General features: G+C 44.2%; 20 protein-coding genes and 1 other RNA gene. 10 read left to right on the top strand and 11 right to left on the bottom strand.

What is annotated here, in order from left to right; genetic code table 11:
* Positions 1–53 precede the first annotated feature (53 nt).
* The 7 genes from FRZ54_RS14505 to FRZ54_RS14480 all read left to right on the top strand — a co-directional run bounded on the left by FRZ54_RS14505 (position 54) and on the right by FRZ54_RS14480 (position 5,391).
* Complete coding sequence (locus FRZ54_RS14505; RefSeq protein WP_147032306.1) at positions 54–470, top strand: DUF1573 domain-containing protein; 417 nt, start codon at positions 54–56, stop codon at positions 468–470.
* A 204-nt stretch (positions 471–674) separates the two neighbouring features.
* Positions 675–1,118: a DUF1801 domain-containing protein gene (locus FRZ54_RS14500; RefSeq protein WP_147032305.1), complete on the top strand. Its 444-nt coding sequence runs from the start codon at positions 675–677 to the stop codon at positions 1,116–1,118.
* 57 nt (positions 1,119–1,175) lie between these two features.
* Entirely contained in the window at positions 1,176–2,411 is a 1,236-nt protein-coding gene (locus FRZ54_RS14495) for a pyridoxal phosphate-dependent aminotransferase (protein WP_147032304.1), read from the top strand.
* Between the two features lie 71 nt (positions 2,412–2,482).
* Positions 2,483–2,850: a transfer-messenger RNA gene (ssrA, locus tag FRZ54_RS14490) on the top strand.
* A 537-nt stretch (positions 2,851–3,387) separates the two neighbouring features.
* Entirely contained in the window at positions 3,388–4,014 is a 627-nt protein-coding gene (locus tag FRZ54_RS14485) for a hypothetical protein (protein WP_147032303.1), read from the top strand.
* A 169-nt stretch (positions 4,015–4,183) separates the two neighbouring features.
* Positions 4,184–4,336 carry a hypothetical protein gene (locus FRZ54_RS24750; protein WP_228462497.1) on the top strand — a complete coding sequence of 51 codons (153 nt, stop codon included), beginning with the start codon at positions 4,184–4,186 and terminating at the stop codon, positions 4,334–4,336.
* Positions 4,337–4,506: 170 nt separating this feature from the next.
* Complete coding sequence (locus tag FRZ54_RS14480; protein ID WP_147032302.1) at positions 4,507–5,391, top strand: hypothetical protein; 885 nt, start codon at positions 4,507–4,509, stop codon at positions 5,389–5,391.
* Between the two features lie 132 nt (positions 5,392–5,523).
* Here the strand turns inward: FRZ54_RS14480 and FRZ54_RS14475 are convergent, their stop codons facing one another.
* On the bottom strand, positions 5,524–6,078 hold the full coding sequence (locus tag FRZ54_RS14475) for an REP-associated tyrosine transposase (protein WP_147032301.1): 555 nt from the start codon (positions 6,076–6,078) through the stop codon (positions 5,524–5,526).
* 217 nt (positions 6,079–6,295) lie between these two features.
* Between FRZ54_RS14475 and FRZ54_RS14470 the strand changes: the two genes are divergently transcribed.
* The 3 genes from FRZ54_RS14470 (at position 6,296) to FRZ54_RS14460 (ending at position 9,907) form a co-directional block, all read left to right on the top strand.
* Positions 6,296–8,410 carry an ATP-binding protein gene (locus tag FRZ54_RS14470; RefSeq protein ID WP_147032300.1) on the top strand — a complete coding sequence of 705 codons (2,115 nt, stop codon included), beginning with the start codon at positions 6,296–6,298 and terminating at the stop codon, positions 8,408–8,410.
* Between the two features lie 209 nt (positions 8,411–8,619).
* Positions 8,620–8,817: a hypothetical protein gene (locus FRZ54_RS14465; protein WP_147032299.1), complete on the top strand. Its 198-nt coding sequence runs from the start codon at positions 8,620–8,622 to the stop codon at positions 8,815–8,817.
* A gap of 70 nt (positions 8,818–8,887) precedes the next feature.
* Positions 8,888–9,907 (top strand): LLM class flavin-dependent oxidoreductase, encoded by a 1,020-nt coding sequence (locus FRZ54_RS14460; RefSeq protein ID WP_147032298.1) that lies wholly within the window; start codon positions 8,888–8,890, stop codon positions 9,905–9,907.
* 29 nt (positions 9,908–9,936) lie between these two features.
* On the opposite strand, the gene FRZ54_RS14455 is transcribed toward FRZ54_RS14460, so the two are convergent.
* The 10 genes from FRZ54_RS14455 to FRZ54_RS14415 form a co-directional block, all read right to left on the bottom strand.
* The gene (locus FRZ54_RS14455) at positions 9,937–11,157 is read right to left on the bottom strand and encodes an alpha/beta hydrolase-fold protein (RefSeq protein WP_147032297.1); all 1,221 of its coding nucleotides are present in this window, start codon (positions 11,155–11,157) and stop codon (positions 9,937–9,939) included.
* Between the two features lie 389 nt (positions 11,158–11,546).
* Positions 11,547–13,664, bottom strand: a complete 2,118-nt coding sequence (locus FRZ54_RS14450) for a hypothetical protein (protein WP_147032296.1) — start codon at positions 13,662–13,664, stop codon at positions 11,547–11,549.
* Between the two features lie 114 nt (positions 13,665–13,778).
* A complete protein-coding gene (locus tag FRZ54_RS14445) occupies positions 13,779–16,415 on the bottom strand; it encodes a hypothetical protein (RefSeq protein ID WP_147032295.1) in 2,637 nt (878 codons plus the stop codon).
* On the bottom strand, positions 16,409–19,426 hold the full coding sequence (locus FRZ54_RS14440; protein WP_147032294.1) for a baseplate J/gp47 family protein: 3,018 nt from the start codon (positions 19,424–19,426) through the stop codon (positions 16,409–16,411). Before FRZ54_RS14440 ends, FRZ54_RS14445 begins: the two co-directional genes overlap by 7 nt.
* A 43-nt stretch (positions 19,427–19,469) precedes the next feature.
* Positions 19,470–19,892, bottom strand: coding sequence for a GPW/gp25 family protein (locus FRZ54_RS14435; protein WP_147032293.1), 423 nt, complete (start codon positions 19,890–19,892; stop codon positions 19,470–19,472).
* A 13-nt stretch (positions 19,893–19,905) separates the two neighbouring features.
* Entirely contained in the window at positions 19,906–20,187 is a 282-nt protein-coding gene (locus tag FRZ54_RS14430; protein ID WP_147032292.1) for a PAAR domain-containing protein, read from the bottom strand.
* A 20-nt stretch (positions 20,188–20,207) separates the two neighbouring features.
* Positions 20,208–21,959, bottom strand: a complete 1,752-nt coding sequence (gene vgrG / locus FRZ54_RS14425; RefSeq protein WP_147032291.1) for a type VI secretion system tip protein VgrG — start codon at positions 21,957–21,959, stop codon at positions 20,208–20,210.
* 6 nt (positions 21,960–21,965) lie between these two features.
* Entirely contained in the window at positions 21,966–22,676 is a 711-nt protein-coding gene (locus FRZ54_RS14420; RefSeq protein WP_147032290.1) for a CIS tube protein, read from the bottom strand.
* 41 nt (positions 22,677–22,717) lie between these two features.
* On the bottom strand, positions 22,718–22,873 hold the full coding sequence (locus FRZ54_RS24505; protein WP_187359631.1) for a DUF5908 family protein: 156 nt from the start codon (positions 22,871–22,873) through the stop codon (positions 22,718–22,720).
* A gap of 39 nt (positions 22,874–22,912) precedes the next feature.
* Positions 22,913–23,446, bottom strand: a complete 534-nt coding sequence (locus tag FRZ54_RS14415; protein WP_147032289.1) for a phage tail protein — start codon at positions 23,444–23,446, stop codon at positions 22,913–22,915.
* Positions 23,447–23,448 lie beyond the last annotated feature (2 nt).

The raw sequence follows: 23,448 nt of genomic DNA, 5'->3' as shown, positions 1-23,448 counted from the left end.
TAGTTTTATATTTACATTAAACCTTTTATATTTGTAATAATCAATACAACTATATGAAAAGATTAATATTACTATGTGCCGTTGTAATGGGTTTCGCCCTTACATCGGGTACCGCTTCGGCGCAAGATAATGAAAAGGCTGAATTTAAATTCAACGAGGAAAAACATGATTTTGGTAAAATTCCGCAGGGCACACCTGTTACTACCGAGTTTGTGTTTACCAACGTGGGCACCGCGCCACTTATTTTAGCCGAAGTGCGCCCTACATGTGGCTGTACGATAGCCGATTACACCAAGACACCTGTAAAGCCAGGTGAAAAAGGGGTTATCAAGATCACTTACAATGCCGCAGCAGCGATGCCGTTCAACAAAACGATCGTTGTAAAATCGAACGCCAAGACGCCCGAAAAATATTTGAATATCGTGGGCGAAGTTATCGCGAAAACCACGACAGGTACGGGCACCAATTAAGCCTTACCCCGCCCCTCTCTAAAAAGCGAGGAAATTTTAACAAGATATTTGCAGAGCCCCGGTTACCCCGGGGCTCATTTTATTTTTATTGCTATTGGTAATAGATCAGTTTGATTACGAACTACAGAAACCTGCTATTATATAAATAAAAATAAAGCGAGATTTGAAAATACCACGCAATTAACCGTAAATTCATTGTTGCATATGAACGTACAAGAACAAATTGAAGAATATATCACCAGCCAGCCTGAACCCAAACGCAGCAATATGCAGGTACTACACAAGCAGATACTGCAAGCACTGCCCGGTTGTAAACTATGGTTCGAAGATGGTAAAAACAGCGAAGGGAAGGTTGTTAGTAACCCTAATGCTGGGTATGGCTCCTATACAATAAAATACGCAGATGGAAAAACCAGGGAGTTTTTTCAAATCGGGTTAAGTGCAAACACGACTGGCATCTCTGTTTATATACTGGGTATCCCGGACAAAACGTACCTGGCCCAAACCTATGGAAAAGAACTGGGCAAAGCGAGTGTGACCGGGTATTGCATCAAGTTCAAAAACTTAAAAGATATAAACCTTAACGTACTGGAAACAGCGATACGCGATGGGGTGAAAATCACCGGCGGCGACCCGATTTCAAACTAACACATTCCAGCCGTTCAAAAGGGAAAGACTTCAAAATATCTTTACTAATTTTGCAGCATGCCAAAAATTTCAAAAAAGGGGCTGCATATGCCGGCCTCGCCCATACGCAAGCTAACCCCCTTTGCCGATAAAGCTAAGCTCGACGGCAAGAAAGTATATCATCTCAATATTGGTCAGCCGGATATTGAAACACCGGAGGGTATGCTGAATGCCATTAAGAACATCGACTTTAAGGTTTGGGCCTATACGGCTTCGGAAGGCACTTTGGTGTACCGCAAAAAGCTGACCGAGTACTATAATAAACTGGGCTATAATATCACCCCCGACAATATCCTGGTAACCACGGGCGGTTCGGAAGCTATTACCATAGCAATGATGACCTGCCTCGACCCGGGTGACGAGGTGATCATACCGGAACCGTTTTATGCCAACTATAATGGGTTTGCCTGCCAGAGTGATATTGTGGTAAAACCGATACTTTCCTATATCGAAAATGGTTTCGCCCTGCCCCCTATCAGCGAATTTGAAAAGCTGATAACCGAACGGACCAAAGCGATCATCATCTGCAACCCGAATAACCCAACCGGTTACCTGTATTCGAAAGAAGAACTGGATGAGCTGAAAGAACTGGCACTGAAGCACGACCTTTATATTTTTTCGGACGAGGCATACCGCGAATTTTGCTACGATGGCCGGTCATTCATTTCACCAATGCATTTGGACGGACTCGAACAGAATGTGGTGGTGATGGATACCGTAAGCAAACGCTACAGCGCCTGCGGCGCACGTTTGGGCTGCCTCATCACCAAAAACAAAGAGATATGGAACGCGGGGCTAAAATTTGCCCAGGCAAGGCTAAGCCCCGGTATGGTGGAACAAATTGCCGGTGCTGCTGCGGTGGATACCCCGGACAGCTATTTCGAAGCTGTAAATAAGGAATATACCCATCGCCGGGATACATTGGCAAGCGCGCTCAATAAAATGGAAGGTGTATTTTGCCCGAACCCGGGCGGCGCTTTCTACGTGGTGGCGCAATTACCCATAGACAACGCCGACAAGTTTTGCCAGTGGATGCTGGAGACATTCAGCTACAACAATCAGACGGTTATGATGGCGCCGGCGACCGGCTTTTACAGTACACCCGGCGCAGGACAAAACGAGGTACGCATGGCCTACGTTTTGAATAACGATGACCTGGAAAAAGCCATGACCTGCCTAAATGAAGCATTAAAGGTTTACCCGGGAAGGGTTGTTGAAGCTGAAAGCAAAAAGGCGAAAGCAGAAAGCTTTTGATAATACGAATGGGGTAAAAGCCGTATATTTGAAAGCTTTTAGCTTTATTCTTTCAGCTTTCTGCTCCAAATGGGGTCGACCGGAATTGACAGGATGGAGATAAGTAGGTAAGCATGCAGCGCGTTGGGTGAATTAGCGCTATAATCTGAACGCTCAAACTTACAAATGGCGAAAATAACTACGCCTTGGCTGCCTAATTTAGAATTAGCATAGCCTTTGTCCCGCCGGTTCTCCGTTTCATTGGACCGGCAACCGGGGCATCGAAAAATGAGACTGGCCCGCTGGCGGTGCGATAAGCGGGTAAGATAAAGCACCTAAGGAAGACGGTACAGGTGAGCCACTGACCTTCCCCTTCCCGACAACCTAACAGGGCTAAGCATGTAGAAAGCTTACCTTATACCATGTTTGGACGAGGGTTCGAATCCCTCCGGCTCCACTTAAAAATAAAGAGACTGGCCTGGAAGGTCGGTCTCTTTATTTTTTATATGAACTTGATGATTCGAACCCGGCAAGGAGGGTTCGAACTCTTCTCTTGAGCGGGTCGTGCCTGGACGGCGGGTGCGAAAACTCCCTCCGGCTCCACAAGTTTAAACCAGGCGCCGGGCAAGCGCGATTCCTTCCCACGGGAAGGAGGAGGAAGGGGTCAGCCGATGTAAAAGGTCACCCTCCGGCACCCCTCCCCCTAAACCATGGTTAACATGGTTAACACATTTTCACCCTTTTTCAAGTTATATAACTGAATATCAATCAATTAATAAAAATAGGTGTTAACCATGATATTGCCACCTCTTTTTACTAAATAAATTAGTAAATTTAAAATCTATTGCTTATCTTTATAGTCAACACCGGGCAACTCTGCGCCCGAAAACGCCTCCTCTTCTTTTACTTCTGTTAACAGCCGCCAAATTAATGGCAACAACAGGCAACACTATTTTCAAAATTTACGCATATCATAAAAAAACCTGGACAAACCACCATGACAAACCTTCCCGCTACAAAAGTCGAACACCTGCTTTCGCTCGAAAAGATCACCACCCACGACATCGGGGACCTAAACCAGCTCGAACGCCAGCAGCTTGCCGAAACCGCCACCCAAACCCTCGCACAGTTAAAAGGTACCGAACGCGACGACTTTCTAAACAAGATCGACCTCATTATTCCCGCAAGCACTAAACAGGATATCTGGGAATACAACCACTCGCTCATCAACGCCGCCGTTGCCCGTTATATGGGCCAAAACGGGGTAATGCCCGATAAAAGCACCATCGCCCGCGAAACCGGGCTCAGCCGCCAAACCGTGGCCAAACATTTTGCCGCTTATCAAAAGCACCCCGGCCATGCCGCCCAAATGGAGCAATTTAAACTGATGGCCCCCAACGTGCTGGCCCATGTTTTCAAACACGCCCTCAATGGCAATATGCGCGCCGCCAAACTCTACCTCCAAATGGTGGGCGCAACCCATAAACCGCCCGCCGGCGCCATCATCACCGAGCAAAACAACTACATACAGGTAAACAACACCATCCTGAGCCAGGAAAACCTCGCCAACCTAAGCGCCGACCAGCTAAACCAGATAGAAAACATCATCCGGAATAATGGTTAAAAGGGGTTTTTGACCGGGCCGGGCTCGCGGGTGTCATATATCCTGCCGTCGTTGCTGTGTCAAAGAAATTTTAAAAAGCGGTGGACGGTGCGATTCCTTCCCCCGGGGAAGGGCAGGAAGGGGTTGACGCGTCGGCTACAAAAAGTCGGAACGCCCTCCCCAAATCCAAGTGCCACTGCAACTAAAAAAAGAAGGGCGTTCCCCGCGCGCTGTCACGCTGAGGGCCCTCGAAGCGCGGGTCAGGCTATCCGCTTATACTGCGCAGGCATTAGCCACAGGCCGGTATACCTGCCTGCCGGCAGGCAGGCACTCCTATCCTTAACGCAAAATATGTCTTTAAACCACCGCTGTCCGAAGTTGCAAACTTCGGATAGCGGGTAAGTTGAACGGATGTTTGGCTTACGTTTTTTTGTTATTAACTACAACATATAATTATATTCGTACTATATCAAGAAGGCCAAGAATATATACCTAAATCATGCATGAACATATATGAGTTACGATTTACTTTTTTACAAACAAAAAGGCAATGAAATTTCAACAGATAAAATTTCTAAATATTTGTCAGATAATTTGGTTCCTGTAGATGAAGGTGGCACACAATGGTTTTTTGAAAACAAAGACACAGAGGTTTATTTTTCATTTGACTACAATGAACCCGATGACGATTATCAAGTTGAAGAAGATGTGGTGCCTATTGATGATTTCGATGACACAAACTTTTCCTTCAATCTAAATTTCATGCGTCCAAGCTTTTTTGGGAGTGAAGCTTTCATTTTTGTAGAACAATTTTGTAAAGATTTAAATCTATTTGTTTTAAATCCCCAATCTGATTCTGAGAATCCTTATAAACCAAATAAACAGGAGCAATTTGACATTTGGAACAAAACAAATTTGTGGGCAAGTAAAGATCATTTCAGCGAAATGCAAAGTTGTTACTTGGGTGAGCAGGAATGTTATAAAGTTTGGGAATACAACTTCAACAGGCAGAAATTGCAGCAAAAACTTGGAGATGGTTATTTTGTTCCGAAAGTTTTCTTTTTTAAAATCAAACAAAACAATCAGCCGATTACGTTAGCCACCTGGACTGAACACATCCCTATCATTTTGCCAGCCACCGATTATATTTTATTAGTCAGACAATACAAGAAACTTTTCCGAACAGTTAAAGACACCGTTTTAGTTTCCCGGGACAACCTTTTAAATGAGTTTGGTAACTACTTTGACGAATACGATTTTCCTAACTGTAAGATAATACATCAACGCAAAGCCGATCAGGTCAAAAACAAATTCAATTCGATAAAGCCAGAAAAGGAACTTGGCGAATTTGCGGAAAGATTAGCGATGGAACACTTATTCAATGCTAAACCTGAATAAAGCGTTAATTATCAATGATGACTTTCCGGCGCTGTTCGACGTCCCCCCCACTCGTTTAAGAGTTTAGCGAAGCGACTCTTAAATGATCAAGCAAATGCAGCACTCCGTGCGGTTCCCCTGCACAAACATCGTTCAAACTAACAACACCACCGGCAATAAGCCATTCTCCTGCCTGTAATAATCAATGGCGCTGCTATATTTATAATCAGCAGGCTCCCAAACCAACCCGGCTTTAACCGGGTTATTATGCAGATAGTCCAGGCGTTGGTCCATCATTTCCTTAATTCTTAACTCGATAGGGTGATTATCCTGCTGCCAAAACTGATTCTCGTTATTATTACTGTTTTTCGCAGCTGCACTTTTAAACAACCACAACATCCAATGTTTACGGCTTTCCTTCGAGCTTTCCTCTATCGCCTTAATTATCATGCGGCTCGTAAATTTCTTTACATCACGCATAATGCCGCTAAGGTCGTTCCCTGGCTGTGCGGATATGACCAGGTGAACATGGTTTGGCATAATCACCCAGGCATGTACAATTAGCCCTTTATTTTCAATACTATACCGAAGGCTGTCCACCAATATCTGTTTGTAATCTTCACGACTAAAAACATCTATCCATTCCACAACCGAAAAAGTGACAAAGTGGGCGCGCTCGCAATCGCCAAAACGGTATCTTGTTGCCATCGTGGCCGAAAGATAATCATTCACCGAATAATATTGTGCTTCATTAACCGCACGAGTGCTTGTTTTACTTCCCTGATTTTTTCGCTTTTGTTTGTTTTTAAAAGCGCTCAAGAGGGCTACGCCGTTAAGAGCGCTGCGCTGAACTCTTAAACCAGAGAGGGAATTTCGTTATCGAAACAATCTTTAATTTCTATCTTTAGTGGCTTGTAATGTTCATATGGACTTAAACAAAATCGGGTATTTGGTTAATGAGGGTCTTTATTACCCGGCGGTGCTTAATGAAGTAGGCAAAAACGGTGTACCACTTCAGCCTTTGTTTGAAGGTTTTACCAACGCTATTGAAGCAATTGCTGGATTGACGAGCCCTGCATCTCAACATCAGATTACAGTACGGGTTTATTATGATCCTGATCTGTTCGACGAAAAACAGATGAATCAGATTATTATTGAGGATACAGGTATCGGTTTCAATGACCAGGAATTCCAGCGCTTTCTAACCTTTAAAGATACTCGTAAAGGATTTCACAACCGAGGTTCTGGCAGGTTGCAACTTATCCATTTCTTTTCTAGCGTTCAATACAACAGCGTTTTTGAAGAGAATGGGGTATTAAAAGCAAGAAAATTTCATCTAAGTAAAAGCGCACCTTTCCTGAAAGTAAATGCAATTGCCTACCTCGATGAATACGGTTTAAGTGAAGATTCGTATTCACATACTTCGTTAAGTCTATCAGGGTTGTTGTCCGCAAAGGACCAGGCTGCCTACAATATGACGTTAGCGAATTACAAGGAGGCGATTATCAATAGATATATCCAATATTTTTGTATACATAGGAATACCTTACCCAAAATTATATTACAAGCTTACAAGGGGAATGTACCGGATGAGCTACTCGAAATAACCGCCGCCGATATTCCGGCACTTGATTCGCAAAAGGATTTTTCTTTAAATTATCAAACGCTTGACGGCCTTCGGTTCCAAGAAAAAACGGAAGAATTTACTGTCCAGGCATTCCGGATTCCCAAAACAAAACTTGGCAAAAATGTAATTACTTTAACAAGTAAGGGGGAAATTGTAGAGGAGAAAGATTTCCAGTTAACACTTGACATCTTAAGGCCTGAAGACCATGTCGGGGACAACCGCTTCTTATTCCTTGTCTCCAGTCCTTATATCAATGATCGAGACTCCGATATCCGTGGTCAACTGCGCATCCCTTGGCGTAACGACGACCTTTCTCTATTCGATGGAGACATCATCTACATGGATGATATTGAGTCAGGGACTAATGAGACGATCGTAAAGATGTATGATGAGTTAGCAGATAAGGCGGAAGAAAAGTTGGCACGGCTGTCGGCTTTAAAAGAAATGTTTTTATTAAACGATCATTTCCTGAATAGCCTGAATATTTCTATTAACGATACTGAAGAAAAAATATTAGAGAAGGTTTACGTACACGAATCAAGACTGGCAGCAAAAGGTGATGCCGAACTGAAAAAGCAATATGATCAACTGACGCTGTTAGACCCGAAAGCCAAAGACTACGACAATGAATTGAACCGGATCGTCAATCAACTAGTCAAAGAAATCCCTCATCAGAATCGGGCGGCGCTAACTCATTATGTGGCTCGCCGGAAATTGGTTTTGGAGCTTTTCCAACAAGTACTGGACAGAAATTTAGAAATCCAGCAGAAGGGCCGGAATGAAGACGAAAAGTTATTGCATAATATCTTATTCACCCAAGGCGGAGAGGCGGCGGAGCAAAGTGACCTTTGGATCCTGAACGAAGACTTCATTCTATTTAAGGGTGTTTCCGAAACAAGATTAGAAGATATAACTATAGCGGGCGAAAAAATCTTTAAAGAGACACGTACTGCCGAGGAAGAAGCTTTTGTTAATGCCAATCGGGAGAAAAGGCTGACTAAGCGCCCGGACGTTTTGCTGTTTCCAGCTGAGGAAAAATGCATCATACTTGAATTTAAAACACCGGATACAAACGTGGCGGATCACTTAGCAGAGATCAATTATTATGCATCCCTAATCCTGAATCTGACCAAGGATCAATTTCCGTTTAAAACATTTTACGGTTACCTTATTGGCGAAACACTAGAACCTTTGGACATAAAATTTAATGATTCAGATTTTCAGGACTCGGCTCATTTTGATTATGCGTTTAGGCCCGCTAAACGCATACTGGGCGTATTTAAGAACTTTCAAGGATCGCTATATACGGAGGTTCTTAAATATTCAACATTGTTAAGACGAGCCAATAAAAGAAACGAAGCTCTGATAAGCAAATTATTTCCTTCAGCCGACGATAACGATGAACCTTTTTGATAAACCTCCTTCCCCCACTCGTTTAAGAGTTCAGCGCAGCGACTCTTAAATGCAATATGAGATACAGCACTCCGTGCGGGTGCTTTGAACAAACACCGTTTATCGCCCCACCATCACTCGTTTAAAAACTTAAGCACGGCGACGCTTGAATGCAATAAATATTTTCATTTTCCTTAAAATGTTTTTCCATCCCGCCCGTCTATATCAATATGGAAACACATGACAACCTGCAGAAAAGGAATTTTACCTTCCTGCCTGCTTTTACTGATACCGATAAACAGCTGCTGATGCTGTACCATGATATATGCGATTACTTTGGCTGGCCTGCGGGCCAGGATGAGCGGGTTGCCCCAAACCCAAGTGATCCGGCCAACCAGCTCGACTACCTGCTGGCTATTTCCGGCTAAGCATACTTTTACCCTGCGGTGGCACACGCGCGACGAAGTCTGCCCCATTATTCCCTACCTTTGCCCCACCATGAAAAAGATCGGATTCCTATCATTCGGGCATTGGTCAAACCACCCCTCCTATAAAACCCGTACCGCAGCCGATACCCTGCTTCAGTCTATCGACCTGGCCGTTGCCGCCGAGCAGATCGGTCTGGATGGCGCTTATTTTCGCGTCCACCATTTTGCGGCGCAGCTGGCATCGCCGTTCCCCCTGCTGTCGGCCATAGGCGCCAAAACCAGCAAAATAGAGATAGGCACGGGCGTTATCGATATGCGTTACGAAAACCCGATGTATATGGTGGAAGATGCCGGCGCTGCCGACCTGGTATCGGGCGGGCGCCTGCAACTGGGCATAAGCCGCGGCTCGCCCGAGCAGGTGATAGAGGGCTGGCGCCATTTCGGGTACGAACCTTTACCCGGCGAAACCGATGCCGATATGGGTCGCAGGAAAGCGTTGGAATTTTTGAATAAACTGGACGGTGAAGGCTTCGCCGAGCCAAACCCCTATCCTATGTTCCCCAATCCGCCGGGCCTGTTACGTTTAGAGCCCCATGCCGAAGGATTGCGCGAACGCATCTGGTGGGGAGCCGCATCCAACGCAACCGCGGTTTGGGCTGCCGAAAATGCCATGAACCTCCAAAGCTCTACCCTCAAATTCGACGAAAGCGGCAAACCTTTTCACATTCAACAAGCCGAACAGATAAGACTTTATAAGGAGGCCTGGAAAAAAGCAGGCCATCAGCGCGAACCGCGGGTTTCGGTTAGCCGCTCTATTTTTGCGCTGGTAACTGATCTTGACCGGGCTTACTTTGGCCAGGCCAAAGGCGCCGACAGTTTCGGTTATATCGAACCCAACAAACGCGCCGTCTTCGGCAAAAGTTATGCCGCCGAACCCGACCAACTGATCAAAGAATTAGCCGGCGACGAAGCCATCCGGGAGGCGGACACCCTGTTGCTCACCATACCCAATACCCTCGGCGTGGATTATAATGTGCATGTGCTGTCAATGATACTGCAGCATGTGGCACCGGCCCTGGGCTGGCGTTAGGTTGATGCCGGCAGTGTACGGACGTAAAGTTATTGTTTTATCAGCCCTTCCAGCCGTTTGATGCCGGTTTGGTATTGTTCCGACCGTTCTTTATAATCATCAGCATTTTTATCCAGGTTTGCCAGGGCTGTTTTGAGCGCCGATATGGCAGCCGGATAATTTTTCAGGTTTTCTTCTGCTTCGCCCAGGTCTTCGCTATAGCCGCTGCTGCCCGGTTTCATTTCCACCGCTTTTTTTAGATACGGCAGAGCCTCCGCGTATCTTTTTCTCAATAAAAGCTGCCCGCCCACATTGTTCTGGATACGGTCGTCGGTTGGGTCCTCGTCAAACCCATACAATTTTTTGATGAGCGCGTTCCTTTGGTTGTTGGCGGCAACAGGCTCCACACTTTTATCATAAAACAGGCCCCGGTACCATTTGGCAATATCCCAGTCGGAAAATACAAAGCCGAAAGCGTCGAGCATAGTGTATAACGGTGTGTTGTTGTGGTATTTGCCGGGCAGATCAACATATTTATACTTTAGGAGTGGATTCGGGTTATCCGCCAACAGTTTACCCAGCACCCCGGACGCCGGCCTGAATGTAACCTCGTTGATACCATCAGTGCCTGACGACCAGCAGAAAAACGTTTGCCTATCAAGCTTTGAACGAAGGGTTTTTTGCAGGTTGCTGAATAAGGTGCTGTCGCGGTTCATCTCCAATGCCGGGCTGAAGGCCACAATGGCATTAAAAAATCCCGGGTCTTTGGTGAAACTATTCAGCAAAAAAAGTCCGCCTAAGGAGTGGCCTATACCAATTTTAAAGTCCTGTGTCCGGTAGTTCTTTTTTAATTCTGGCAAAAGTTCCTCTTTCAAAAAATCAAAAAATTTATCACCGTTTACCTTACTGCTGTTCGGGTTTGATTTTACGGCATAAAGCGGCCCGAAATCCAAAGCCCGGTTTCTTTGAATAATCCCCACTATAATGCAGGGCGGAATCTCTCCTGTTTTGGTTAGCTGGTCGGCATCAAACAAAATTAAGTTCCTTAAAAACTGTTCATCGCCGTCAAAGAGGAAAATTATAGGGTAGCGGTCGGTGGTCTCGTTGTAGTCTTTAGGCAGGCTAACCCAATATTTCCTGACGGTGGGGATCATTTTGGGTGGCATTTCATAATCTTTGGGCTGCTGGTACATCATTAATTCCTGGGCATTAACGCCGGCAAAACCGAATAAAAGGCAGGTTAGGGTGATCTTTAAAAGTAAGTTCTTCATATTTTCCTGCACAAAATAGCAAATCTGCGCACATAAACCGGGTTCAAAACACCGGTTTTATAAACTGTAGCGCTTATACGCTAAAAGTCAGCGGATTGAGCACAAACTGTCATTACAGGTGGGTATTCTCTGTTTGTCCGATTATGAAAAATAAAATTCCGGCTCTACCCCAAAAAAAAAGCCCTCGGAGAATGACCCCGAGAACTTAAAAAAGAAATAAACTTAGTCTTGCGACATCGTAAAAACACGAGAAATTTCGATAAGTTGCCTTGCTGCTGTTCTTAACTCTAACGAGCGCTATACGTTTTCACGCTTCGCGTAAACCCCAACCAAACTATATACCAAATCAAACAGTATAAAGATAAGTTTTTTTTAAATTATCAAGAAATTTAGACATCAAAAATTCTGCTCTGATTGATCCTGTAATAATAGGAAAGGGACCCATCGCCAATTACTGTTGCACCATCGTGAAGTAATACAAATGTCCCCCCTTTCGGAACACCGCCGGTGTACTCCAAACCGGCAAGATCCTTAAGCACAACTATTTTTTTCACATTCGGATCGTTAACTTCAACAAGCGCATCGTTATACCCTTTAATCAGGGCCAATACCTTATCTTTATTAACAGCAGCGTTATATTTGGCTATCACATTCGGATCGGACAATGGATTGGTAGCGGTGCCGGCAGCAGCGGGCTTAGCCAAACCCGGCTTGGCATTGCCTGCATTGTAAAACACGTGCGAATAGGCATTCAGATTGTCTACAATACCCTTTATCTTGTCCGGTTGACGATAGCTGGTTTCTAAATTGTTGGCCACCATTTTTTTAAACGGGTCATAAGCATAAGTTGTTTTAGGCTGATTCGGGTCTGCCATTGCTGCCTTTAACGCCTTTAAACTATCATTTAAAAAAACAGAGAAATCGTTATACCAGTTGTTCCATGAGGTGGGCCCCTTGTAATTCACGTTGCAATCTATCAATTGAATTGGCAAATCATCGGCTACTATCATTTGATTTAACGCAGAAATAACGGCGTCCTTTTGAAGGCCAAGATGGCCCTCTATCCTGAAAAAGCCCTGGTTTGTCCAATCGGCCATAGAAAGCTTCGCCGCCATATTAGGATTGGTATTTCTTGTCGGTATTTGCGCGTCGTAATAACAGAAAATATTCTGGAGGTCTCCGCTTTGGGGGTTCCAGTTATTTAAAATTTGATTATTGGCAACCAGCACATCGTAATAATAAGGAATAGCGCGGTGAGCAAGCTGCGAGTCGCCTGCAACAGACGGAATAGCCAACACTTTATTTATTTTAGCGGCCTGCGTTTTGATGATATCCTGTGTTACAAAATTATTCACCAGCGAAACGGCACGCATAAATAATTGCTTAAGGCGGTTTCTGTCAAATGTAAATGCCGGCTGATCGCCTGCGGGTAAAAAATAATAACGCCACTTATCAACGCTACCCTGCTTTAGGCCGCCAAGCACTAAAGCACCCTCTATCCTCGCCTGCGGATAGTTGGGATATTTTTTTGCATAATCATTGTAAAACTCAACCAGCTCATTTATCGCTGCTGATAGATCAGAGGCAAAAGCATTGTAATATTGCTCGCACTTGGCTGCATTTGCCGATGCAACAATGGCGGTAAACTTAGCGACGGCTGCCGTAAAGGCCGTTTTCTCGGCAGAATCGAGCAGCGTTGAAATAATACTCAGCTGTTTTCCTGAGCTTGCAACGGCAAAATAAGGCTGAAAGATTGTAAAATTTGTGCTCCATGCGGTAAACGAATTTTGATAAAAAGCAGCGGTACTGCCTACCTGCGAAAGTCCCTTTATGCGTGTTGCCATACATAAAGGCATCTGGGGGCTTAACGTATTTGATGGCGGAACCGGCGCTACGCTGAATTGGGCGGCAAGCACCAGGAATAATCTGGTCATATAACTTCTTTCGGTACCCCTGTCGTTACAATCGCCTTGCTGGCAATTATCATAGCTATCATCTTTTACAAAAACGCCCGCGAAAACGGTATAATCAGAAACAGCCTTTGCCGCCGGGATAGCCATAGAGTCCAGGGTATTTGAGCCGTCGGGCAGATCGGGCAGGTTACTTGTAACGTTAAATATTTCAATTGCATTCAATATTTTTTCGGTAGCGTTCAATTTATCCTTCACTTTATCGTAGTCGGCCTTCTCCATCAGCTGCTGAGAATTATCCGGCAAAGTAATTAAGCTTAGATCGATCGCATGACCTTTATCAAACACCTGGTTGCCGGTTTGCTGAATGATATAACCATCAACCGTGCAGCCGCTTCCTGCTGTAATGCTGATCTGTTTAAGCGAAACGCCATCTGTAAAGCTTAAAGCAAACCCTTGTAGTATGCCGTTCCCTTTCAGCAGGTATCTCGCAGCCTTTTCCTCCTGCCACAAAAAATCGGTTGTCTCATTAAGCTGTTTACTTGTAAGGTATTGGCTGCTTACATAAACAGGGAAAGAATTTGGTCGGGTTTCCATATTAAAAGTTTTAAATCAACATGAAAAAAATCAATTACTACATTGTTTTTTTAGCGTTTTTGATGTTGCCTTTTGCGTTTTGGCAGGTTTAACAACAACTATTTATTCAATAACTCAGGGCTGTTTTTTTTCAAAAACAAACCATTCTTCTTTACCATCGCTGCCAAGCGCCGAATAATCAAGTATAACCGGCACCTTTATTTTGTCTGCTTCTTCATTGTAATTAATGTCGTCACATTCGTCAAGGATAGATGGCAGGTACATATTTTTCAGTAAGCCCATCATGGTATAAACGTCGAGCAGGGCGGCATTAAAATCCGTAATATCCTGGGCAACAGGCACTGCTCCGGCAGCTTCTACTTTTGCCAGCGCGGTAAAAAACACCCCGGTTGTCTGCTCAAACAGGTACATCAGCGCCGGATCGAGCCAGCAAATTTTCAATGTTACGTGCGCCGGCGCCTCGGTGCGTATAAGGCTTTCGGTAAAGGCACGAAAATCCATATTGTTGCTGATAGAAAGCCATCCCGGTGCAACAATGGTCATCTGCATGCTATAATTATCAGGTGTCAGGCATTCCGCGTGTTCGTTATTTGTTCCGTTGCCGCATAATGGCAGCAATTTATCGAGCGGCGCCGTGCTTTTATAAAGGGGTCGTAACAAAATATGTTCTAAAACATGTATCCCGAAATTTGCGTCAAAATCGTCAAAACGATTATCGGTAATAACCAATTTATCCGCCGCCGTAGGTACCACCCCCGTAGCTATATTCTGCAGTAATAATTTATAGTCAACCGCATTGGTAGGTACCGACAGTTTTTTATTTTGGGAACTGATAATACCCAGCATTTTCTGGACCCTCAATTGCAGCCCGCACACATTATCTGCACTCTCATAAAAGGGTTTTGTATAATCAAAAGCGCGGCTTCGCCCGCAACTAATTTCAGGATACACGCTCAGGAACTGGATCTTGTCATTGATCAGCTCGTCTGCGGTCGCCTCATCAAAAAAATCGCCCGTCTTGTTCTGTTGAAATTTAAAAACCGAATAATCAACAAACAACTCGTTAAACCGTGCCAGTAAATGATCTAAAAGCCTGTTGCGCCTTTGCTTTTGCTGATCGGGGGTTTCAATTAATTGTGCATACGAAGTATAAGTTGCATCAAATTTGTTTGGATCTGTATCCGACTGAAGCAACATACCCAGATCTTTTATTATGTCCTCACTTAGCGGTAAAGGCAGCAATACCGGCGAGGTTACGCCCCCGCGCCATGTGAATATATTTTTAAGCTGATCCAGCTGTTTCAGGTAATCGGCAAGCAACTGATCAAAAAATAACAAGTAGGCTTTTGATTGAAGCCTTTGCGCTTTGCGAAGGTTGGTTTCCCCCTTGGGTATGCCATCCATACCGGTGTAATAAAATAAGGGGAAATCATTTTGTACGGAATAATAATTTAAAATATCCCGGTTTCCCCCCGCAGGTATCGGCAGATCGTTTTCAAAGCCGGCCGGTAACTCAGGATAGTCGATAAAGTCGTACGTGCTGTATTCCGGTTTTCTTTTGGGCGTAAAATAGATGAGCCCTTTAGAAAAGTTTATGCTATTAAATATTTTGGTTTTATCCTGCGCATCGGCGTCAAGCATAAATTGGAATACGGCATTTGAAGTATCCTGCAGATGTAAACAGTATTGCTGCGCATTTTGCAAAACCGAAAAAGTACCGTCACCGTTGTCCTTATAACTACTTAGATGTATTTTTTTTATTTGCAATATTTCGGGTATATCCATCAGCCGGTTAATAATATCGCTGACATATAAAACATCGAGGTGGCCGTGTGCATTGAGTTCGTCTTCGTCAATGAAACCGCGTGTGGCAGACGGCCCGTTGAAGATATCTTCGGTGCGCTTTTGCTTATCAATAAGCTCTTTAAACGAATAAAATTTGAGGTTGGGGTTTATATAGTTATATAATTCACTGTATATTTTAAGAAAAACAACATCCGCGTTTGCATCGGGCTTTAGTTCAATATCCGCGCATACCGCCACAAATTCCGCATTCGGAACATTGATTACTTCAAAGTCTTCGCACAGGTTACGGTTCTGGCTCAGCAGGTCCTTTACATAATTCTCTAAACAGATCTTATATTCGTCGGACTGAACCACTGCTTCTGTATGGGCCGAATCCTTATTCCGGAATTGCGCAAGCGTTGTTAAAAAGGGCTGATGATGGTCTACGATAGTTTGATAATCTTCCACCTCGATTTTAACAATGTAAAGCCCCTTTAACTTAATAATTTCAAAAGGATGGCTCACCGGTTGGGTAAGGGATGTATCTACCGTTTTTTCATCAAAATAAATGGCAGGATCATAATTTATATCATCCATCGTCTCCAGCCAAACATTACGTACACCAGGCGTGCGGTCCAGTATTAATTTTCTATAATCGTTGAGCGTGACGGGGCATGTTGTAAGTATCTTATCTGCGGTAAAAAAATCATCGGCGTTGGGGCCCTTTTCACCGGCGCCTGTCAGCAGATCAGCAACGGGGAACGAAGTGCGGTACGCAAGATCAGTTAAGGCATAACACAATAGCTCCCAAATGGTTACGCCGGGATCATGGATATTATAATCGGTCCATAACTTACCCGAAAATTGCTGTATATAACCCAGGCCCGTATTGCGTAACCACTCATAGTCCTCCGACTGTGTTACAGGCGTTTTGCTGATTACGATATTTCCATTGTCTGTCAGCATATGGCTTGTGTGTCAATTTGATGTGAAGAATGAGAAGTAAGGATAACATCTTCGCCGCTGCCGGTCGCAAATTCTTTCCAGCTTATTGTTTTGTTATTTTCTATTTTAAAGGCCTCAAAATTTGTTAAATAATCTATGTATGGCCTTTCTTCTATAAAATTGACGATGGATGATGCGTATATCTTACCCGAGAACGAGGGCGAAATATTTTTATTCAATATCCATGGGGCTATAAATTGCTGTATATCCGTATTTAGCTGCTCGCGGTAGAAACTCTCATCAAATCCCGGGTTAATTTTTACGCTGCATTTAACAATGATGGGCTCATAAACCGGGTTTATAAATTTCACATGGGCAAAAGTTGTCATAAAGCTGCTGATATATTCTTCGGCTTCTGTAAGGGTGCCCTTACTTATCCTTGGCTGCAGCAGGTCTTTTTCAGCAATGTTGACGGTAGCGGGGAGCGCTACGCACAGCACGTTCCCCGGCTCATACATACAGTCCTGGGTGGCATGTGAAATACATTTGATCTTGTATATGGCCGGAAACTTTTCAAGCACAAGGTGCTCATAGTCCCAAATGCTCCAGCTCCTGTTCTTATGCCTTAATCTTTCGCTTACGCGGGTAAAAAAATGTTCGGCCTGCTCGGCCATTGAACCGCCATAGGAAGCCGATGGCTGAGATACAGCCTTTACCCCATCTATTTTTACAACCGCCTTTGTAATGGTACCCGCAGGCAGCGGTATTTGCAAATGATAGGGGTCATTGTCGCGGTCATCAAACACAGCTTCAACCGCATTGGTATTAATATCAATTATAGAGGGGTACGCTGCTGCACTTGATGCCGAAACTACTTTTATCCAAACCAGGTTCTCGCCCATAAGCGTATTGGACATCAGTGCAGCTTCAGGAATGGCGAACGAAATAAAGCCGCTTTCAGTAAAATCAGTAGTTGTATTTACAACTATCTCGTCGAAATCAAACTGTATCCACTGATTGGACGCAAGGTAATACCATTGCGTTTTTTCATTGATCAGCGCATCTATCTCCTCGGTGCCATCGAGCCTTGAAAAATAGAGATTAACAGTTTGTGCAACAGGGCAATTGCTGAGGCCAATAAATAGTTGCCCGCTTACGTTGTAATCGCCCGAAACCAAGGTATCCTGGGTTGAAGTAATAACTGAAAACCCAAAGGGGTGAATTTGCATTAACTGGTGTTCGGGCCTGGTCACAACATCAAATGCATCTTTTTTTACATAATCAAGATGCAGGCTGTTAAACTCAGGTGTATAAGGCTGCGGAGGAATAGGAAGAATAGCCGCTGCTGTGGTAACTTTTGCATTATTGGTCACCGTATGGGTTAATACATTCGAAAAAATCTGGTGGCCAAAATCATATCCCACGGTTACTTTGGCAAAACCCCACCGCGACGTTTCCGTATAGTCGTTTGATTCTGTAATATCAAAATCGTTATTTATGATATTATCTGTATGAAACGTATTATAGCTCTTCTTTTTATCGGGGTTTATATAATTTGCCATGGCATCCTCGTTAACCTGGGTCCATTTGCCGCCGCTCAATAATTCAACTTTCCCGGGTACATTTCCCTGTTTAAGCGCTTCCCATTGCTTATTAAATGAATCAATCGTTTGCGGACTTACGGAGTTATCCGGAACGGTTTTTAAATACGTCTGGTAAGCCGAATAATACTTCTCCATATTACCGGGTGCACCCTTCCAGTTAATAGCAAAATGCAGGGTGGACAGGTATTTATTGAAAACCTCGGTACTTCCAATGGTAAAAAATGATTTGTTTTTTACAGGCGTATTGCCAAATGGCTTAAAGGCCTGTAATGGGTTCAGCTTTCCGTTATCGCCGGTGATCGTATACGACTTGACACCCTCAACATTCATTACAACCTCTTTTAATGCGCCTACGGTTAGTGTCGACAAAAAGCTGATCGCCTCTGGAAAATTTGCATCGTTATTGATCAAAAATTTTATAACAGGATACTTCGCTGGGTAATTAGATTGGTGCGTTTTTTCGTCGTAAGCTGCTATGGCGGGTAACGATTCATCAATTTTTACACGCAAATACGTTTTTGCTGATGTTCCGCTGCCAACCCCGGGAACAAGATCGACCGTTACACCCTTACTTATCCATCCCTTTGGCCCGGTATAGCTTGCTGTTAACGATACCGGCGGCAAATTTTGCACACTGTCAATTTCTATGGTCAGCCTGCGGCGGCCCTCTTTAGCTAATAAAAGCGGAGAGCTGAAAGCAAAGCCGACATTGGCCGGTGCATTATTAATTGACCCGAACGCCCGCCAGCTGGTAATGTTATTTTGTTTAAAACTGTTGTCGGTAGCCGCATCGCCGGCTGCATATAAGCCATTTATAATAGCCCCTGTTTTGTCTGCGAAAACCGTTTTCTTTTTAGCTATAGCTGCCTGGTTTACGATAATTTCGCGGGTAGTTTTATAAACAAGGCTTTTTTTTGCTGCGTCTTTGCCGGCATCCAACTCGCGCCCGGCTACTACCCTGGCGGCGACGGTATTTTTCTCCGGCTCAAACAAAACGGCTACCTTGTCGGGTTCCGCCGGCTTTTTTGCAAGCTGTAAAACATCCTCGTAATAAAAATCAACGTGGCGGCCGGTAAAGCCATTAAAGTTATCGCGTAAGGTTTGAAATGTTTTCAAAAAGGAAAGCAATAACCCAAGGTGCGGCGGAACGTCTCCCCGTTGCAGCAAACTATCGATATTCGCAAACTTTAAAGCCTTATTTTGATAGTCGTAAATAAAATCATAAAACTCCTGCCATCTTCCCCATTCATTCAGCGTAGTATCATAGTATTTTACAAAAGAAGCATATTCAGCCGCCTGCATTACCAGTTGTTCAATGGTACGGTCATCGGGCTGGTAAAAGCCTTGTTTTAACCCTGCAGGAAAGCGTTGCCACTGGTATGTGCCTTCTCTTTTTAACGGATGCGGTATGTTGCAACTACAGCTCATTCGGTAAATGATATTTAAAAATTACTTTTCAAATCAATGTTTACTATGCCCCGCTATTAATTACCAGGTTTCCTTCATCTAAATAGAAAGGAAATACAAGATTATGCCTTGAGTTGGTAGTGCGGATGGTGTACTCAACATCTACCAGCACTATTCCTTCTTCTTCTGTGGCCGTTACAGATACGTCTTCGGGATTGATCCTGGGCTCGTAATAGTAAATGGCCGTAAAAACAAGGTCCTTTACATAAGCGATCAATGATTCGTTGATCGCCTCAAACATTAACACATCCAGGTTACAACCATAGGAAGGCTGCATGATCCTTTCGCCGATCCGGGTTAAAAGAAGCACGTGGAGACTGCTTTGAATATCGTCTTCATCGCTTAACATTTCAACATTGCCGGTTGTCTTGGTAAACTGTATCGGGAATTTCCACCCCGTACCTAAAAATGATGTTAACATGTCCATATCGTATCTTATTTTACCCGCCAATTATTACCGTGGGGCAGCCAACAGCCGACATAGCCCCGCATATACACGCGTCTGTTGTTCTGATAGCAGCCACACCCCCGATCTTTACGGTAGCGCTCCCAACCGGGAAGATACTCGCCGTTATGTGCCCCGACGGAGGGGGTATTACACATACATGATTATCGCCCATCACACTGGCTGGCATACCGCCTATCAATACGGTGGCACAACCGGGGCCCACTATGGTACCACCGTGATTTGTAACATCTCCTACTCTGGCTGCTGCAGGCATATTTTAATTTTTATATGTTTTTAATTAATATTAACCGTGCTTCCTCTCACAATTGTGGTGGAGCTTGATGACAGCTCGGCACCACTCCCGCCCGACGCTTTGAACTGTGAGTTTGCCTTTAATTCGGAATTGGTCCCTTCAACAGATATATCGCCGTTTGCCTTTATCTTAAAATCTTTACTGCTTGTTATTTCAATACCATTATCGTTCATCACTACCTTGTTCCCATTTTCATCTTCCAGTGTTATCCCTTTCTGATCCTCGCTTATTAATATCTTGTTTCCTTTTGGCGTATCGAACAATATCTCCTTCTTGTCGTCATCAAATTGCCATCTCATTTTTTCGCGACTGTAAAATCCCTTGATCTGATTGGCATCTGCCGGGGTTATGGGCGAGGAGTTTTTGCTGCTGTGCATGCAGCCAACAATTACTGCGTGCAGCGGGTTATTATCAATAAAACCAACTACCACCTCATCACCAATTTCGGGCCTGAAATAACTTCCGCGGTCTTTGCCGGCATCAAGTGTTGCCATTCGTGCCCAAATCGCTTCATCGGCGCCGCCGAGGGTTGGCAGTTGTATCAATACCCTGAATTCGCTTAAAGGATCTGATTCAAGTTTGTTTACTATCCCGATCTGTAATCCATTAATACCAGGCATGTAGCCAAGCGCCGGACTGGCTGTAACATCATCGTATTGTGCGGCATAACTTTTATTTTTCCAGCCAAACTGAATATCAGTATCCCATTTTCCCTCGCGTATGCTGTGATGTACGCCGGTAACATAAGCTTTGCCATTAAAGCGGTCTCCTACCCCATTTAATTCAACTATATCACCCGGCCAGATAGTGGCAAAGCCAATGCATTGCGCCCTTCCGAATGTTTTACTTAAATGATGCCTGATAACGGCTGCCTTGGCTACGGTATCAAGATTATCTGTCACGGTATCGCCCTGCCAAAACATGTCGAGAGAGCTATTGCCAACGGCATTTGCAGCATCATTTGATGTAAAATTCCCGGGTTCTTTGCCGTTCCATTGATTACTCTCCGTGCTGTCTATCACCTTTTGGTCTGATGCGCTCCAGCCGCTTACCTTTACCTGGCTGTAACTGTTGCGCGCATCCATTTCAGCCTCAAATTCAAGAATAGATGAGCCGTAATACAAACTCAAAACAGGAGCGGCGTCAAGAACGGGGGCCTTTACCTGTATTTTATCATATTTTGGCAAAACAAACATGCCGTTTGCTTCGGCCCTTAAGTTTATGAAATCCCAGTCGGTACAAAACGACTGCAGTAAATGCTTGTGCTGGGTGGTGGTAGCATCAACATCGCTGCTTCCTGTTATCAGCGATTCGATTACTTCGCTATCTTTTTTATCTTTAAACGATGCATTTTTTCTATTGAGCGTGGTTTTGAAAATATCATGCTTGGCCACAATATTAAGCACCGACGATTGCCCCTGTAAAATTTTCACAGCCTGCTTTACCACCATCCCTTTAAAAATGGTGTCTTCCTGGCCATGATACCCCGCTTTGATCTCAATTTCCACACCCGGAATAAAATCGGCGCTATTACTTACTTCGAAGGTTGCAGTGCTAACATCCCCATCCAGTAAAACTATCTGGGCTTCGGGCACTTTATGCGCCATGTGGCTCACGGCGACGCTTAACACGCTATAATTGCCGGCGATAGCAGTTCCGTTTACCAAAATTGTTTTGGTAGGCAGGTCGGCAGGCGCCGGGGTTGGTACAACTCTGCTATTATTGTCTGGCATTTACGCTTATGTTTTTGATACAGGCGGAAAAAAAACCGTGGTCCCTTCCGGCAGATTTCTGAAAGTATTAAAGTTATTTGCCCTTGCAACTTCCAGGTAGTAAGTATTCTTTTTGTATATGAAATTGGAAACCCCTATCAGTTTATCGCTGCGCGTCAATTTTCTTTTATGCGTCAGGTCGGGCGAATTGGGGTTATTGATCATTTCACTCAGCTCCTGGTCAAGGCAGCTGGTAAAAACGGCATTTACCTTTGCACGCAACGGTTTTGCGGTTGAAGAAAAGAGATTGTAGGTAATATCTACCGATTTTAGAACACATTTAAGCAGCACAGAGCCGTAAAGAATTTTGACATACCTGTTCTGGTGTTCTTTCCCGTCGAATACATACACCACGGTTAAAAAATCGTTCACTTCTTTGGCCACCTCTTTCTTTGGCTCCCCGTTCGCCCCGGTGCCATCGATGATAAATTCGAACGTATAATCCTGCGGTTTAATTCTTTTAAACCTCATCGGGGCGCTTGTAGCGCCATCGGCCTGCGTTTCGTCCCTGTCAACCTGTAATTTGATAGCAATGTTGTTGGGGTTAAACATAACCGTATAGGCCTGCCCCAGGTTGTTATCATTGAGCACAAGTTTTCCGTCCTCAAATTTTACATCGTTGTAGGGAATGAATTTTAATTTCTGAAGGGCCCCGTCCTGTTGAATTAATCCAGCCATATCTATTTCTAGTAAATGGTTCTAAAAGATCTTCGGTATGATCACCGTTCTTCTTTTTCGTTAATTTTTTTCAACACCTCGTCCAGCAACTGCTGAATTTTCTGTTCGTTATCCGAAGCAGGCACAGCAGCCTGCCGGGGAGACTCAGGCGCCGTAATGCTGGCCCTGATCACCAATTCATTTATTTCTACAGGCATAACTTTTGGGGTTAAAGGTTATAAATGGCCGGCGCTATATCATAAAGATATCCCTACTGCCGAAGTAAGTTTATCAAGCAAACTTTCCCGTTTAAAAAACTGGTAGGCCAGCTCCATGCTTTCAATTAAAAAACCACTGTCTATCGCTTTAAAGTCACCCATGGTTAGTTTAACCGGATATGCATTTTTAAAACTCCATATTTGCGCCGGCATGTGCATGTCATTCAATAAGATCACCTGGACCTGGCAGGGCTTGATGTCGAAGTTTGCAATAGCATCGTTTGCCCATGTTATGAGCGGGGATGGCAACGAAGAAAAATAACCGCGCTTTAATACCAGGTTAGGATATTTTGCCCTTTGGGGTAGTTTATGCACAAACCTGTTTTCGCCTCCTTCTATTAATTCTTCGGTAGTAATTTCTGCTGCAAGCCCGTTAACTTCTGTCCATCGTGTATCTATATCTGCCGTACTCACTGAAACAGGCCCTATGCTTACACCCGATCCAATGCCTTCAAACCTTACAACAAAATGGAAACCTACAGAAGGATATTTAACCGCATCAAGTAATGCCATAA

The organism is Mucilaginibacter ginsenosidivorans (assembly GCF_007971025.1).
GTDB lineage: Bacteria > Bacteroidota > Bacteroidia > Sphingobacteriales > Sphingobacteriaceae > Mucilaginibacter > Mucilaginibacter ginsenosidivorans.
The sequence above is the reverse complement of the archived record's forward strand: the minus strand, read 5'-3'. Positions and strand labels throughout refer to the sequence as shown.